Consider the following 13,667-nt stretch of genomic DNA (forward strand, 5'->3'; position numbering starts at 1 on the left):
CGCAGGTGTGGCTGGAGAGGGTGCGGAGGCTGGAGAGGCTGCGGAGGCTGGGGAGGCTGGAGAGGATGGAGAGGCTGGAGAGGAGAGGGTCGGCGCAGACGACACCGCCGACGACACCGCCGATGCAGGTGAGGACGCCGCCGACGCCGAAGACACCACCGATACCGAAGGCACCGCCGATACCGACGACACCACCGATACCAAGCGCACCAAGCGCCCCTGGGGCAAATATCTGCGTCGCAGCATTATGCCGCTGCTGTTGGCCGCTTCCCTTGCGGTTTCGGGGTTCCTCGGCTGGCGGCAGTGGCAGGATCATCAGGTCAAACTCGCCGGCCGGGAAGCCCGGCAAGCGGCGATCGACTACGCGCAGGTCTTGACGAGCATCGACTCCAACGATGTCGACGAGAACTTCCGGCAGGTGCTCGACGGTGCCACCGGTGAATTCAAGGACATGTACACCCAGTCCAGCGTGCAACTTCGCCAACTGCTGATCGACAACAAGGCCACCGCGCACGGGGTCGTGGTGGATTCGGCAATCTCCTCGGAATCCAAGGACGAGGTCGTCGTCCTGGTCTTCATCGACCAGACCATCACCAACATGGCCGTGCCCGATCCGCGGATCGACCGCAGCAGGATCAAGATGACCATGCAGAAGGTCGACGGCCGCTGGCGCGCCGGCAAAGTCGAACTGCTCTGAGTCGAATGCCGCCGCCCATGCTCCGCAGAATCATCGGGACAACGCTGTTGGTTGCCGCGACCGGCCTGGCCGGAACGTTCCGCCCACCACTGGCCCACGCGTCCGCCGAGTCGTTCTGCGGCGAACTGGGCGGCGGGTGGGACGGGCAATACTGCCACACCACAGTGACTTCCCAGCGCGACGCCGTGCGGGACATCAAAGTCGCGGTCCCCGGTGACCTGGTCGACAACCCGGCCACCGGCCCGGCGATCCGCGACTACCTGCACACCCTGGTCGACAACTGGCGAAGCGCCAACGCACTGATGGCCGCGGACAGCTACGGCGAAGAGAACTTCGAGGTGTTCCGGCACGGCAACCTGCTCAGCGCGGTATTCCACGAGGACTACCACGCGGACGGGCCCAAACCGAACAACGCCTACCGCACCTTCACCTTCGACATGGCGACCGGACGGCGGGTACAACTGGCCGACCTGGCAAACGGCAACCCACTGGATCAGATCCCGCCCCTGGCACAGCCGTTCATCCAGACCGCACTGGATCAGGCGGCTCCACCGCACGCCCCCGGAACCTACCCATTCGTGATCGAGCGGTGGACTCCCGACAAGGTCTATTCCGGCGGATACCGAGCCTGGGCGTTGACACCCGACGAACTGATCCTCTACATGCCCGACTATCCGGTGGCACATGATCAGCCGGTCAATTTCTCCCCGGGCCTGCGGCAGTGGTTCATCGACGGCGGCGCCGTCGAGGCGCACATCCCGCTGTCGGCACTGGGTTCGGTCCTGCGTCTCTAGCCGCCGGCGCGCTCAACTACGAAGATCAGGTTCGGGCGAACGCCTCCAACCGCGAGCCTCGGCGGTTGATCCTGCGTCCACGGCGTAGCCCACTCGCACTTTTGCGCCATGGGCGCAGAATCAGCGCAACTACCCAACCCCCCGAGGATTCATCCTGCGTCCACGGCGTAGCCCACTCGCACTTTTGCGCCATGGGCGCAGAATCAGCGGGGGGGGTGACCGCACCACCAGCGCAGAGTCAGCGGGGCTGCTCCCCCCGCCCAACGCGTTGCCGACCCACGCTCCTGGTCCTTGGCGTTACCCGCGGTCCTTGGCGTTACCCGCACGCCATTGCGCCCAAGGGATGTTCCAGTCCCCGAGCCCTTCGGTACCCGGCAAGGGGCCGCCCACCGTATTTATGACCTCGACGATGTCGCCGCGCTTGACGTGGTCGTAGAACCACTGGGCGTCGCTCGGACTGACATTGAGGCAGCCGTGACTGGTGTTGTAGTACCCCTGTGCACCGACCGACCACGGTGCGGAATGCACGAAGATGCCGCTGTAGGAGATCTGCGTGGCCCAGTCGACATCGGTCCGATACCCGTTGGGCGAGTTCACCGGAACTCCGTAGGTCGAGGAATCCATGATGATGTGCTGGAAACGCGCTCCGACGGTATAGATGCCATTGTCGGTCGGGGTGCTGTCCTTGCCCATGGATGTCGGCATGGACCGGACGACTTCACCGTTGACGCGTACCGTCACCACCTTGGTCTTGTCGTCGGCGGTCGCGATCAACTCGTCGCCGATGGTGAAGTGCGTGTGGGCGTTGTCCTCGCCGAACATCCCGTTGCCGAGGTCCACACCGTAGGTGTTGACCGCCACATCGACGGCAGTACCGGGTTTCCAGTAATGCTCTGGGCGCCAACGTACTTCATGGTTGTTCAACCAGTAGAAGGCGCCGACGACCGGCGGGTCGGTGGTGATCTTGATGACTTTTTCGGCGGCGACCCGGTCGGCGATGTTCTCATCGAAGGTGATCGCCACGGGTTGGCCGACACCCACCACCTCGCCGTCGCTGGGAACGAGATAGGGCATCGTCATATTCGCCGGCGAACTGGTCTGGAAGGCCATCTGCCGGCTTGCCGCGCCCCCCATCCCCCGCGCCTTGACGTCAACGATGTACCGGCGGTTGTAACCCAGTTGCTCCGAGGTTTGCCAATGCAGGCCGTCCGGACTGAGCTGTCCGACGATCGTCTTGCCGTTGTCGTTGACCATGTTCACCGACGCGAGAACACCGTCGGACACGCTCACCGTAACCGGGGAGTCCACCGTGACACCGACGGCACCGTCCTTGACCGACGCGGTGAGTTTGGGAACCAGCAGATCAGCGAACGGCGTGCCCTTGTTCTCAATTACGTTGGCCGCAACCGGCGCCTTGGCACCGCTGCCGCAGCCAACGACGCACGTCGCCACCAGGGCCATGACCAGCACCGACCATGGCCCACACCTGCGTAGCCTGCGCAACGGCATCATCTAAGGAGCCTTCTCCATCTTGCCCGCTTGTTCCGGTCACGACTGAACCAGGGAATGTTTCCAGCATTGTAGTGGCTCGAGACGCACTCCAATCGCGGGTTCCACGATAAGAGTGCCCCGGCCACCGTTATCTTGCCCACATCCAATCGCCGACCACCTCTGGTAATCCGTCAGAACCTACTGCTATCGTCGGCGGACTGCCTTTGCCGCCCACCGCCCACCGGCCACTGGCCACCGGAGGAAATGTCGATGACCGATGTCGAGCTGACCGAGCTTGAAGCTCGGCGTTCGGCGATCGGCGAGATATTCGCCTGGTTTCGCCGGTATCTGCAGAATCACCCGCTGCTGTCTCTGAACACCGTCGGTGCCCAGTTCGTTCTGGGCGTCCAGGCCATCAAGTATCTGTTCGTCGATATCGCGACCCGCAAGTTCATGGTGGGCGAGTTCATCGAGCAGGCCTGGTTCATGACCAGCACATCGTTCATCCCCACAGTTTTGGTGACCATTCCGATCGGCGTCACCCTGTCGATCCAGTTCAGTTTGCTGGCCGGGCAGGTCGGCGCGGCCTCACTGTCCGGTGCCGCCGACGGCCTGGTGATCATCCGGCAGGGGGCGCCGCTGGTAGCGGCACTCATCATGGCTGCGGCGGTGGGCTCGGCGGTCTGCGCGGACCTCGGAGCCCGTACGATGCGGGAAGAGATCGCGGCCATGGAGGTCATGGGGGTATCGCCGCTGCGACGCATGGTGGTTCCGCGGCTGGCAGCAGTGGTCCTTATCGGGATCGCATTGACCGGTACGACGATGTTCGTCGGCTATCTGGCGGGCTACGCCTTCAATGTGTACATGCAGGACGGTGCTCCCGGGTCGTTCATTGCCACGTTCTCCTCATTCGCGACCGTCGACGATCTCGTGCTGGCGGTGATCAAGGCGGTCGTCTACGGCGTGATCGTGGCGATCGTGGCCTGTCAGAAGGGACTCTCCACCCACGGCGGACCGGCCGGCGTGGCGAACTCGGTGAACGCAGCTGTCGTCGAGTCCGTCCTGCTGTTGATGATTGTGAACGTTCTGATGAGCCAGATGTGGCTCCTCATTTTCCCGAGACAGACCATATAGCCGTGGCTACCACGAACGCGTTGCGACTTCCCAGCAAGAGCCAGCTGCTCGATGCAGCCGGTTCGATGACCACCGGGATCGGCCGTGCCGGCCACATGGTGTATTTCTTCGGCAAGATCCTCACCTCAATTCCCGGCACAGTGAAAAATTTCCGCAAGGAACTGTTGCGCTTGGTGGCGGACATCTCCTGGGGTAACGGCTCGATCGTGGTGGGCGGCGGCACCGTCAACGTCGCAGCGGTGCTGGGGATCACGGCCGGCGCCTTGGTGGCCGTCGAAGGGTACAACGCGCTGAACCTACTCGGCCTTGGGCCGGGGACCGGCCTGATCTCGTCGTTTGCCACCACGCGCGAACTCGCGCCGGTCATGATCGCCATGGCGTTCATCGCCCAGGCGGGCTGCCGGTTCACCGCACAGCTGGGGGCGATGCGGATCAACGAGGAGATCGACGCCATGGAGGTCCTTGGCCTCGATTCCGTCGGCTATCTGGTGGTGACCCGGGTGACGGCGACCATCATCGCGGTCATTCCGCTGTTCCTGACCGCCCTGGGCCTGACCTATCTGTCCTGCCAACTGGTCAGCATGGCGGCCGGCCAGGCCCCGGGCTCCTATCTCCACTATTTTTCGGTGGGCCTCAGCGGTCGCGATGTGGTGTACGCGACGATCAAGGCCGTCGTCTTTGTCTTCATCTCCTCCACGATGCAGTGCTACTACGGGTACTTCGCCACCGGCGGACCAGCCGGCGTCGGGGTTGCCGCCGGTCGCGCGATGCGTTCGAGCGTCACCGTCGTCGTCATCGTCAACATGCTGCTGACCATGGCGTTGTGGGGCGTCAATTCCGGGGCTCGGTTCGGGGGCTAGCAAATGCCAAACTCATACGACTTCGATCCCCGCAGCCCCTCCAATCGGAGCCTTGTCGTCGTGGGTATGTGCTTCGCGGTCATCGCGGCGCTTCTCGGGGTAGCCATGGTGATGAAATCCCAGGGCACGTTCGACAAGCTGGTTAAGGTCGATGTCGAGTTGTTCAACATCGGCGACGGCCTGCCGGAACGCTCGGACGTGAAGTTCCGGGGGGTAATAGTGGGGATGGTGGCCGATGTGACCCCGTCTCGCAACGGGCAGGCCAACGTCGTCCACGTCGATCTCACACCCGAGTACGCAGCCCGCATCCCCAACACCGTCACCGCGCGGGTGGTCCCGGCCAACCTGTTTGCGGTGTCGGCGGTGCAACTGGTCGACAACGGGGAAGCACCGCCGCTACAGACCGGCTCCGTGGTCTACGAGGACAAGACCCTGCCGACAGTGCTGTTCCAGAACGTGTTGGCCAAGCTCCACGAAGTGCTCGACGTGGTAGCGCATCGTCCCGACGACCATACGGTCGGCATACTCGAGGCACTCGGTGACGCGACCGACGGCAAGGGCAAACAGCTCACCGACGCCGGCCACGATCTCAACGAGATATCCGCGCAACTGGACGCGGTGATCGCCAGTGACGACACCGGCCCATCCACGCTGGCAGCGTTGACCGCCGCCGCGGAAGGACTCCGCGACGCGTCCCCCGACCTCTTCGACGCACTGGACAACGCCGTCCGCCCAATGCGGACCTTTGCCGAGAAGCGGGTGGAATTGACCAACTTGCTCTCCGGAGGGCTGAACACCGTCGGCACCCTCGGCGACGCCTTCGACCACCAGACCGACCGGATGGTGACCATCAGCACCCAGCTGGCGCCGGCCCTGGGAGTGCTCGGCGATCACGCCGGCGACATGCACGGCATCGCCACCCGCCTGAAGACATTCGCGAACAAGTTTTACGACAACGCCTGGGATCCCGACCGGAACCTCCTCACCATCAAGATCATCGCCGCACTCACCCCCAGCCGCCGCTACGTCCGCGCCGACTGCCCCCGCTACGGGGACCTGGCAGGCCCCAGCTGTCAAACAGCACCGGAAGGCCCGACGGCACCGGACCTGTACCCGGCGCTGGGATCGATGGACATCACTCCCCCGCCCTACGTGACCGACAACCGCCCCAATGTGACCCCGCCGCGGGAATCCATGCCCGGCAAGCCGCAAGGGCCACCGGCACCTCCCCCGAACCCGCGCCAGCTGCCACCGCTACCACCCGGTGCGGCCCAATTGGGCGGCGGTCCGGGAGAACCGTTGCCGGCCGAAGCCCCACCGCCGGCGCCGGGCCTGGCTTCGGTAGTCGCGCCGGCGGCACAGTTCGGCGGCAACGTAGGGCCCGTCGGCAGCCAGCAGGAAAAGGACCAGCTCGGCCAGATCGTGGGCAGCGGGTCGGCAAATGCCGCCGACGAGCTGTTGCTGGGACCGGTTGTGCGCGGCACCACGGTGCACATCACATGGCCGTCGGAGGACAGTCAAGTCGCGCCGGAGGACGGTCAAGTGGCGTCGGAGGACGGTCAAGTGGCGTCGGAGGACGGTCAATGAGCTACCGCAAGCCACTGATCGGCACCACCCTCTTCCTGATTTTCTCGGTGGCCATCACCTGGATGGTCTTCGGTACCATGCGGCGCGAAATTTCCGGCGCTACGCACTCCTACTCGGCAATGTTCACCGATGTGTCCGGACTCAAGACCGGCGATGACGTCCGTGCGGCCGGGGTCCGGGTCGGCCGGGTGGACGACATCGACCTCGTCGGCAAGTCGGCAAAAGTCACTTTCCGGGTGCAACGCGACCAGACCCTCTACACCGACACCCACGCCTCGGTGACCTACCAGAACATCATCGGCCAGCGCTACCTGGGGCTGTCCCCCGGCTCCGACGGCGACCACAAACCGCTGCACAACAAGGGGCAGATACCCCTGGAACACACCAACCCGTCACTCGACATCAGCTATGTGCTCAACGGATTCGAACCGCTGCTCACCCAATTGGATTCGACGCAGGTGGACAATCTGACCAAGGCGGTGATTCAAGCCTTCCAAGGTGATTCGAGTTCGGTTCTGGTGCTGACAACCCAGGCCTCGACCCTGGCGGAGACCCTGGCCGGCCCGGATCAGGTCTTGGGCGACCTGATCGGCAACCTCGACGAACTGATGGTCAGCCTGGCCAAGCAGAACAACAGCCTGCAGACGATGATCAGCCAAACCCGGGGCGTCATGACCGAACTTGCCGACCGCCGGGGCGAACTGGTCGATTCGGTTGGGTCGATCAACCACACGGTCGGCAGGCTGGGGACGATCGTCGACAACATCACCCCCGACGCGCAACAGTTCGTCAATCGCCAGCCCGGGCTACTCGACTACACCGTGCACGAGGGGCGGCAGCGCATGGGCTATATGGCGGCCAACCTTCCGGGCATGCTCAAGTCCCTCGCCCGTGCCAGCCAGTCCGGGGGCTATCTGGACATCTACGCGTGCGACATCGACTTCGGCCTGTGGCGCGGCCTATTCCACTGGTTCCGGGCGTTCGTCGCCTCGGCAACCCCGGGTGACGGCGTCACTCCGGGCTTCCTCAACAAGATCAAGCACTCACCGGTGTGCAGGTGACCACGATGCTCAAGCGATTCAAGCGCCCCCTCGACTCCTACAACCAGACCTGGCTGGGATTCGTCGGGGTGATCCTCATCGCCGCCATGCTGGGGGCGGTGCTACTGGTGGGCAAGCTCAACCTGGGCACCAGGAGCTACCAGGGCGAGTTCGCGCAATCCGCGCAGCTCGGCAAGGGCAACATGGTGACCATCGCCGGCATTCAGGTGGGCACCGTCGACAGCGTCAAGCTCGCCGGCGATCACGTACAGATCGGGTTCAACGTACGCAAGGACGTACACCTGGGCGCCGACACGCAGGCCTCGATCAAGATGACCACGATCCTGGGATCGCGCTACCTGGCGCTGTATCCCGCCGGAGCCGGCGACCTCGACCACCGTACGATCCGGCTGGCCAACACCGAGGTCCCCTTCGACCTGCAGGAAACCCTCGCCAGTGCGACAAGCACTTTCGGTGCGGTGGACGCCGACCGCATCGTCTCCTCGGTGAAGACGATGACCGACACCCTGCAGGGACTGCCCGAGGCGCTGCCGGCAGCGTTAACCAACCTGGAGTCGCTGGCCGGCGTCATCGCCAGCCGGCGCGGTCAACTCGGGACACTGCTCAACAACGCCGACACCTTGACCACGATGCTGCGCAACCAGCGGGCGGATCTTGGCGCTCTGGTGCTGCAGGGGCGCGATCTGCTCTCCGAGATCGCCACCCGCCGCGCCCAAGTGGAACGGCTGTTCGCCAGCGCCACCACCCTGGTCGACCGAGCGCAGACGATCATGGCCGACGAACCGGCACTCGACAAGCTGCTCTCCGACACCGAAGAGTTCGCCAAGCTGATGTCCGACAACGACGCGTTGCTACGCAGCATTTTGCAGGCGATGCCCATCACCGTGCGCAACCTCGCCAACGCCACCGGCAGCGGCAACTCGATCGACGTCAATCTGCCGGCCGGCATACTCGTCGACTCGTGGATGTGCGCGATCAGCGGGCGGGCCCGACAGTTCAACCTGGTCGAGTACTTCAAGGACTGCGAATGAGCCGACAGGTCAAGATATTGCTCGCGGCGGCAGTGGCCGCCGCCCTGCTGGTCGTCGCCGCGGCCGTCGTGCTGCTTCCCCGATTCGTCCACCGGCACATCGAGGTGACAGCGGAATTCGAGGACACCGTCGGGTTGTACGTCGGCAACGACGTCGACGTGCTGGGAATGCCGGTGGGCAAGGTGACCAGCATCGAAGCCAAGGAAACCTACGTCCAGGTCAAGCTGGCGATCGACTCCGACATCGATATTCCCGCCGATGTGCAGGCCGTGACCATGTCGAACTCCATCCTGACCGACCGTCATGTCGAACTGACCCCGCCCTACCGGGGCGGGCCCAAGCTCAAGAACGGCGACGTACTGGGCTTGGCGCGCACCCGCACCCCGGTCGAGATCGACCGAACCTTCGCCATGATGGACAAACTGGGCAAGGCCCTGCACGGCGACGACCACGGCAAGGGGCCACTCGGCGACCTGGTCAACCTCGGCGGCCAGATCTCCTCAGCCAACAGCGCCAACATCAAGGCGACCCTGAGCAAGCTGTCAGAGGCCCTTCGGGTGGGCTCCGACAAGGGCGCACACAGCAAGAAGAACATCCAGGCGATCGTCGACAGCATGGCCGAATTGACCCAGGCGGCCGCCGACAACGACACCGCCATACGCGAGTTCGGATCCAACCTGCACCAGCTGAGCTCCATCCTGGCCGATGAGGATCTCGGCAGCGGCAGCACCGGGGCCAAACTCAACGAGATCCTAGCCGAGACCTCCCGGCTGCTTGAGGGCCACCGCGAGGGTCTCACCACAACGTTCGTCGATCTGCAGACCGTGACGAACACGATCAACGACAACCAGCGGGAGCTGCAGGAAACACTCGACGTCGCACCGCTGACCGTTGACAACCTGTACAACATCATCGACCCCGTCGGTGGCAGTGCCCGGGTCCACGGGCTCCCCGACAAGTTCATCCTCAACGGTCAGTTCGGCAAGGAATTCTGCAACCTGATGGGGCTCAAACAGTTGGATTGTGCGACTGGGACGCTGCGGGACTACCAACCGGACTTCGGTTTGGGCCGCATGTTCGACCTGATGTCGGACGGGATCAGTGAGATGCCATGACATTCATGCGGACGGTACGGCGCGGATCACGAGGTGCCCTGATTGCCGCCTTGGCGACGGTCCTGGCGGGTTGCGGTGTCGACCTTTCCCTACTGCCGCTACCGGCCCCGGGAGGCAGCGGCAAGACCTACGGGCTGACAGCGGTGTTCTCCAACGCGCTGAACCTACCGTCGAAGGCCAAAGTGCGGCTCCTCGGGGCCGACGTCGGCGAAGTGGAGTCGATCCACGCCAAGGATTTCACCGCGCACGTGTACATGCTTGTTCGCGCCAATGTTCCGCTGCACCAGGGCGCAACCGCCGAACTTCGCCAGGCCACCCCGCTCGGCGACGTCTTCCTGCAGATCCGGCCCTCCCCGAACCAGGACGCCCCACTGCTCCGCGACGGCGACACCATCGGGCTGAAGTCCACCAGTGCCGCGCCGAGCATAGAAGACCTGTTGAGCTCGTTGGCGCTGCTGGTCAATGGTGGCGCCGCGCGCCACCTCATGCAGATCGCCAACGGCGCCGGCCGGGCAGTCGGCGGACGCGGTGAGAAGCTCCGTGAGCTCATGGACGGAACGAAAGCAGTGCTGTCCAAGCTGACGGCCCGCTCGACGCAGTTGGATACGTCGCTGCGCCGCACCTCGGAGTTGGCGGCCACCATGGCCGCACGCCGGCAGACTCTCGACGAATCACTGGTTGCCGCCGCACCGGCCATGTCCGTCATCGCCGACAACACCACTCGGATAGCCGACCTGGCCGACGGCGTGGCCCGTATCACCAACCAGTTGTCCAAGTTCCCATCCATTCAGGGCACCGACAGCCGCAGCACAATGGCCGACATCAACCGTCTGGCCGGCTCCTTCAACGACATCGCCGTCGATCCCGACCTGTCGTTGTACCCGTTCAACCGGGCAATCGGGGTGATCCTGCGCTCCTTCAGCTCCAACGCCCTGCACGGTGTCGGTGAAGTATCGAAGTTGTCGCTGGTACCGTGGCCGGACCTGAACTACCCCGGCGACCCCGGATTCCACTGGCCGGACGGCACCGACTGGCATCTGATGATCGGCAGCATCCGATACGAGTGGAACCTGCTGCTGGACAAGATCTACGGGCCGGCCCGAGGATAACCATGACGCTCAACCCACTGGAACGTGCCGCGCGCGTTTTCGTCGACACGATAAAAGCGCTGGCCGCACGACGAAGCCTGATGTCGATCATCGGCCTGGCGGTCATCCTGCTGATCGCCTTCAGCTACGTCATGATCGGCGGCCTACGGGTCAACCCGGTCCGCAAGATGATGTCGATCCGGGTGATGCTGCCGGAGTCGGGCGGCCTCCTGGTCAACCAGGACGTCACCCTGCGCGGCATACCGATCGGCCGTGTCAGAGAGCTCAACCTCACCAAGGACGCGGTGGAGGCGGTGGTCTCGATCGACGCCCGCAACCGGATTCCATCCGACACCCCGGTTCGGGTGTCGGGCCTGTCGGCGGCAGGCGAGCAATATGTCGACTTCCGTCCCGAGCACGCCAACGGCCCGTACCTGACCGACGGCGCGGTGATCAGCGAACAGCAGACCACGATCCCGATATCGCTGCCGCACATCATCGACGACAGCCGCGGTGCGCTGGCCCAATTGGACAGCGACCAGCTCTCGGCTCTCTTCGGTGAATTGCGCGTGAGTCCCCAGGGGCCGGAAAAGCTCGCGGCGATCTTCGACGGCGCGATCTTCTTGTCCTCCACGATGGCCGGGGTACTCCCGCAAACCGTCAGCCTGCTACGCAACACCCAGGTCGTGTTCGGCACACTCGGTGACGTGGCGCCGGGGCTGCGCCAGACGACGGGCGACCTGGAGAACGTTCTCGGCGGTGTGAACGTTATGGATGGCGGATTCCGCACCCTGGTCGATAGCGGGCCAGGACAGCTCGCCGACGTCGACAACCTGGTCGCCGACAACCGCCAGACCGTTGTGCAGTTGCTCGGGAACCTGACCACGCTTTCGCAGCTGCTGTACCTGCGGGTCCCGGCGCTGGAGAATCTCTGGCGCCCCGACCACGACTCACTGCTCGACCGGCTGACCACCATTGCGCACGACAACGGGATCTGGGCGATCGCAGAGTTCTATCCCAAGTACAGCTGCGACTACAACCTGCCGCATTCCCCGCTCTCGCAACCCGACTACCCGGAGCCGTATCTCTACACGTACTGCAACAACCCCGACCCGTCGGTGCTGATCCGGGGCGCCCGCAACGCACCGCGGCCACCTGGTGACGACACCGCGGGCCCACCGCCGGGATACGACCCGACAGCGCAAACCGACCCGGCACCGCAGATCCCGCCGTACACCTTGCAAACACCGTTTGGTGGGACTCCGATGCCACCGTGGATTCCGGACTAGAGGTAGCGCGGAGACCGGGTGTCCAAGCAAGCATCAGCCAAGAGTATTTTCGACCGCGTCGCCGACCTGGACGAAGCACAGGACGTCCAAGATCGGGAACAATCCGGCGAGGCGGGTGACCCCGACGAATCGGGCGGAGACGACTGCGCACAATCCGGCACGCAGGCCTCCGACGGCCGAGATCCTGACCAGGCCGACGCCAGCGCTGACGCCGACGGCCAGGCCGAGTCCGACGCCGCTCTCGCCGGCACCTCCGGAGAGGATGCCGCCGCAGGGCCGCCGGGGCAGCGGCGGCGGCGCCTGCTGACCGTCGCCGTCGGCACGCTGCTGATCACGGCACTGGGACTGTCGAGCTTCCTGGGCTGGCGACTCATGGCGCTCAGAGACACCGCCGCGGCCGGCCAGGCCGCCATGGAGGCCGCGCGCAACTATGCGGTCGTCTTGACCACTCTGGATACCAAAGACATCGACAAGAACTACCGGGAGGCGCTCGACGGGGCCACCGGGGAGTTCAAGGATCAGTACAGCCAGGGCTCCGCGCAGCTGCGCCAGATCCTGATCGACAACGGTGCCGCGGGCAAGGGCATCGTCATCGACTCGGCGATCAAGTCCGCGACCAAGACCAAAGTCGAGGTGCTACTGTTCGTCGACCAATCGGTCACCAACGCGGTCCGGACCAGCCCGCGAATCGATCGCGACCGGGTGTTGATGACCATGGAACTGATCGACCATCGGTGGTTGGCAAGCAAAGTCGAGATGCTCTAGCGAGCACCGTAAAAGGTATGGGATCTGTGGAAGCGACGGTAGAGACCGACGAAGTTCCCGAGGCGGCCGAGCAGGACAGTGTCGGGGCCGAGCAGGACAGTGTCGGGGCCGAGCAGGACGACTCCGGTACTGATGGCGAGAGTGCCGCCGCCGAGCAGGACGACGCCGGTACTGATGGCGAGAGTGCCGCCGCCGAGCAGGACGACGCCGGCCGGGGGCGCCGGTGGCGTCGCGCCGCTCGGGCCGCCGCTGCTCCGCGCCGCGGGATCAATCACGCGATTCGCGGCGTCGTCGTACTCGCAGCCGGGGCCGTCGTCGCCTGGGCCGGCTACGCCGGCTGGCTGCAGTACCAGCAGCACCGTACCGACATGGCCGCCGCGCAGGCACTGGAGGCCGCAAAGGCATTCGCCGTCACACTCACCAGCACCGACCCCGGGGCGGTCGACAAGAACTTCGACGACATCCTCAACGGCGCAACCGGCGAGTTCAAGGACCAGTATTCCAAGGCCGGTTCAGTGCTGCGAAAAGCGATGATCGACAACAAGGTTGCGACGAAGGGCACCGTCCTGGAATCGGCGGTCAAATCGGCGAATCCCAGAAAGGTCGAGGTGCTGCTGTTCGTCGAGCAGACAGTCACCAACTCCACGACCCCGCAGCCGGGGGTCGACGTCAACGCAATAGCAATCACGATGGACAAAGTCGGCGGCCGATGGCTGGCCGGCAAGGTTGAACTACCCGGACAACGGCGGTGAACA

General features: G+C 64.6%; 13 protein-coding genes. 12 read left to right on the plus strand and 1 reads right to left on the minus strand.

What is annotated here, in order from left to right:
• Positions 1-7: 7 nt before the first annotated feature.
• Together ACK5M9_RS09745 and ACK5M9_RS09750 are read left to right on the plus strand one after the other, a co-directional pair.
• The gene (locus ACK5M9_RS09745; protein WP_416893013.1) at positions 8-697 is read left to right on the plus strand and encodes a DUF3329 domain-containing protein; all 690 of its coding nucleotides are present in this window, start codon (positions 8-10) and stop codon (positions 695-697) included.
• A gap of 17 nt (positions 698-714) precedes the next feature.
• Positions 715-1,491: a mannan-binding family protein gene (locus tag ACK5M9_RS09750; protein WP_416892970.1), complete on the plus strand. Its 777-nt coding sequence runs from the start codon at positions 715-717 to the stop codon at positions 1,489-1,491.
• 297 nt (positions 1,492-1,788) lie between these two features.
• On the opposite strand, the gene ACK5M9_RS09755 is transcribed toward ACK5M9_RS09750, so the two are convergent.
• Complete coding sequence (locus ACK5M9_RS09755) at positions 1,789-2,952, minus strand: L,D-transpeptidase (protein WP_416893014.1); 1,164 nt, start codon at positions 2,950-2,952, stop codon at positions 1,789-1,791.
• Between the two features lie 300 nt (positions 2,953-3,252).
• Here ACK5M9_RS09755 and ACK5M9_RS09760 point away from each other — a divergent pair, with 300 nt between their 5' ends.
• The 10 genes from ACK5M9_RS09760 to ACK5M9_RS09805 all read left to right on the plus strand — a co-directional run bounded on the left by ACK5M9_RS09760 (position 3,253) and on the right by ACK5M9_RS09805 (position 13,664).
• Positions 3,253-4,116, plus strand: coding sequence for an MlaE family ABC transporter permease (locus ACK5M9_RS09760; RefSeq protein WP_416892971.1), 864 nt, complete (start codon positions 3,253-3,255; stop codon positions 4,114-4,116).
• A 65-nt stretch (positions 4,117-4,181) separates the two neighbouring features.
• Positions 4,182-4,976: an ABC transporter permease gene (locus tag ACK5M9_RS09765; protein WP_416893015.1), complete on the plus strand. Its 795-nt coding sequence runs from the start codon at positions 4,182-4,184 to the stop codon at positions 4,974-4,976.
• Between the two features lie 3 nt (positions 4,977-4,979).
• Positions 4,980-6,563 carry an MlaD family protein gene (locus tag ACK5M9_RS09770; RefSeq protein WP_416892972.1) on the plus strand — a complete coding sequence of 528 codons (1,584 nt, stop codon included), beginning with the start codon at positions 4,980-4,982 and terminating at the stop codon, positions 6,561-6,563.
• On the plus strand, positions 6,560-7,624 hold the full coding sequence (locus tag ACK5M9_RS09775; protein ID WP_416892973.1) for an MlaD family protein: 1,065 nt from the start codon (positions 6,560-6,562) through the stop codon (positions 7,622-7,624). Before ACK5M9_RS09770 ends, ACK5M9_RS09775 begins: the two co-directional genes overlap by 4 nt.
• Before the next feature lie 5 nt (positions 7,625-7,629).
• Entirely contained in the window at positions 7,630-8,655 is a 1,026-nt protein-coding gene (locus tag ACK5M9_RS09780) for an MlaD family protein (protein ID WP_416892974.1), read from the plus strand.
• On the plus strand, positions 8,652-9,770 hold the full coding sequence (locus ACK5M9_RS09785; protein WP_416892975.1) for an MCE family protein: 1,119 nt from the start codon (positions 8,652-8,654) through the stop codon (positions 9,768-9,770). The genes ACK5M9_RS09780 and ACK5M9_RS09785 overlap by 4 nt, the downstream gene beginning before the upstream one ends.
• Positions 9,771-9,775: 5 nt before the next feature.
• Positions 9,776-10,879 carry an MlaD family protein gene (locus tag ACK5M9_RS09790; protein ID WP_416892976.1) on the plus strand — a complete coding sequence of 368 codons (1,104 nt, stop codon included), beginning with the start codon at positions 9,776-9,778 and terminating at the stop codon, positions 10,877-10,879.
• Positions 10,880-10,881: 2 nt separating this feature from the next.
• Positions 10,882-12,147 (plus strand): MlaD family protein, encoded by a 1,266-nt coding sequence (locus tag ACK5M9_RS09795; protein WP_416892977.1) that lies wholly within the window; start codon positions 10,882-10,884, stop codon positions 12,145-12,147.
• Positions 12,148-12,165: 18 nt separating this feature from the next.
• A complete protein-coding gene (locus tag ACK5M9_RS09800; protein ID WP_416892978.1) occupies positions 12,166-12,912 on the plus strand; it encodes an Mce protein in 747 nt (248 codons plus the stop codon).
• A gap of 17 nt (positions 12,913-12,929) precedes the next feature.
• The gene (locus tag ACK5M9_RS09805) at positions 12,930-13,664 is read left to right on the plus strand and encodes a hypothetical protein (protein ID WP_416892979.1); all 735 of its coding nucleotides are present in this window, start codon (positions 12,930-12,932) and stop codon (positions 13,662-13,664) included.
• Positions 13,665-13,667 lie beyond the last annotated feature (3 nt).

The organism is Mycobacterium sp., assembly GCF_047975165.1.
In the GTDB taxonomy this organism is placed as follows: Bacteria; Actinomycetota; Actinomycetes; order Mycobacteriales; family Mycobacteriaceae; genus Mycobacterium.

Coding starts and splice junctions, on each gene's coding strand:
- ACK5M9_RS09750 (WP_416892970.1), top strand. CDS start 715: ATGCTCCGCAGAATCATCGGGACAACGCTGTTGGTTGCCGCGACCGGC.
- ACK5M9_RS09755 (WP_416893014.1), bottom strand. CDS start 2,952: ATGGCCCTGGTGGCGACGTGCGTCGTTGGCTGCGGCAGCGGTGCCAAG.
- ACK5M9_RS09760 (WP_416892971.1), top strand. CDS start 3,253: ATGACCGATGTCGAGCTGACCGAGCTTGAAGCTCGGCGTTCGGCGATC.
- ACK5M9_RS09765 (WP_416893015.1), top strand. CDS start 4,182: ATGACCACCGGGATCGGCCGTGCCGGCCACATGGTGTATTTCTTCGGC.
- ACK5M9_RS09770 (WP_416892972.1), top strand. CDS start 4,980: ATGCCAAACTCATACGACTTCGATCCCCGCAGCCCCTCCAATCGGAGC.
- ACK5M9_RS09775 (WP_416892973.1), top strand. CDS start 6,560: ATGAGCTACCGCAAGCCACTGATCGGCACCACCCTCTTCCTGATTTTC.
- ACK5M9_RS09780 (WP_416892974.1), top strand. CDS start 7,630: ATGCTCAAGCGATTCAAGCGCCCCCTCGACTCCTACAACCAGACCTGG.
- ACK5M9_RS09785 (WP_416892975.1), top strand. CDS start 8,652: ATGAGCCGACAGGTCAAGATATTGCTCGCGGCGGCAGTGGCCGCCGCC.
- ACK5M9_RS09790 (WP_416892976.1), top strand. CDS start 9,776: ATGCGGACGGTACGGCGCGGATCACGAGGTGCCCTGATTGCCGCCTTG.
- ACK5M9_RS09795 (WP_416892977.1), top strand. CDS start 10,882: ATGACGCTCAACCCACTGGAACGTGCCGCGCGCGTTTTCGTCGACACG.
- ACK5M9_RS09805 (WP_416892979.1), top strand. CDS start 12,930: ATGGGATCTGTGGAAGCGACGGTAGAGACCGACGAAGTTCCCGAGGCG.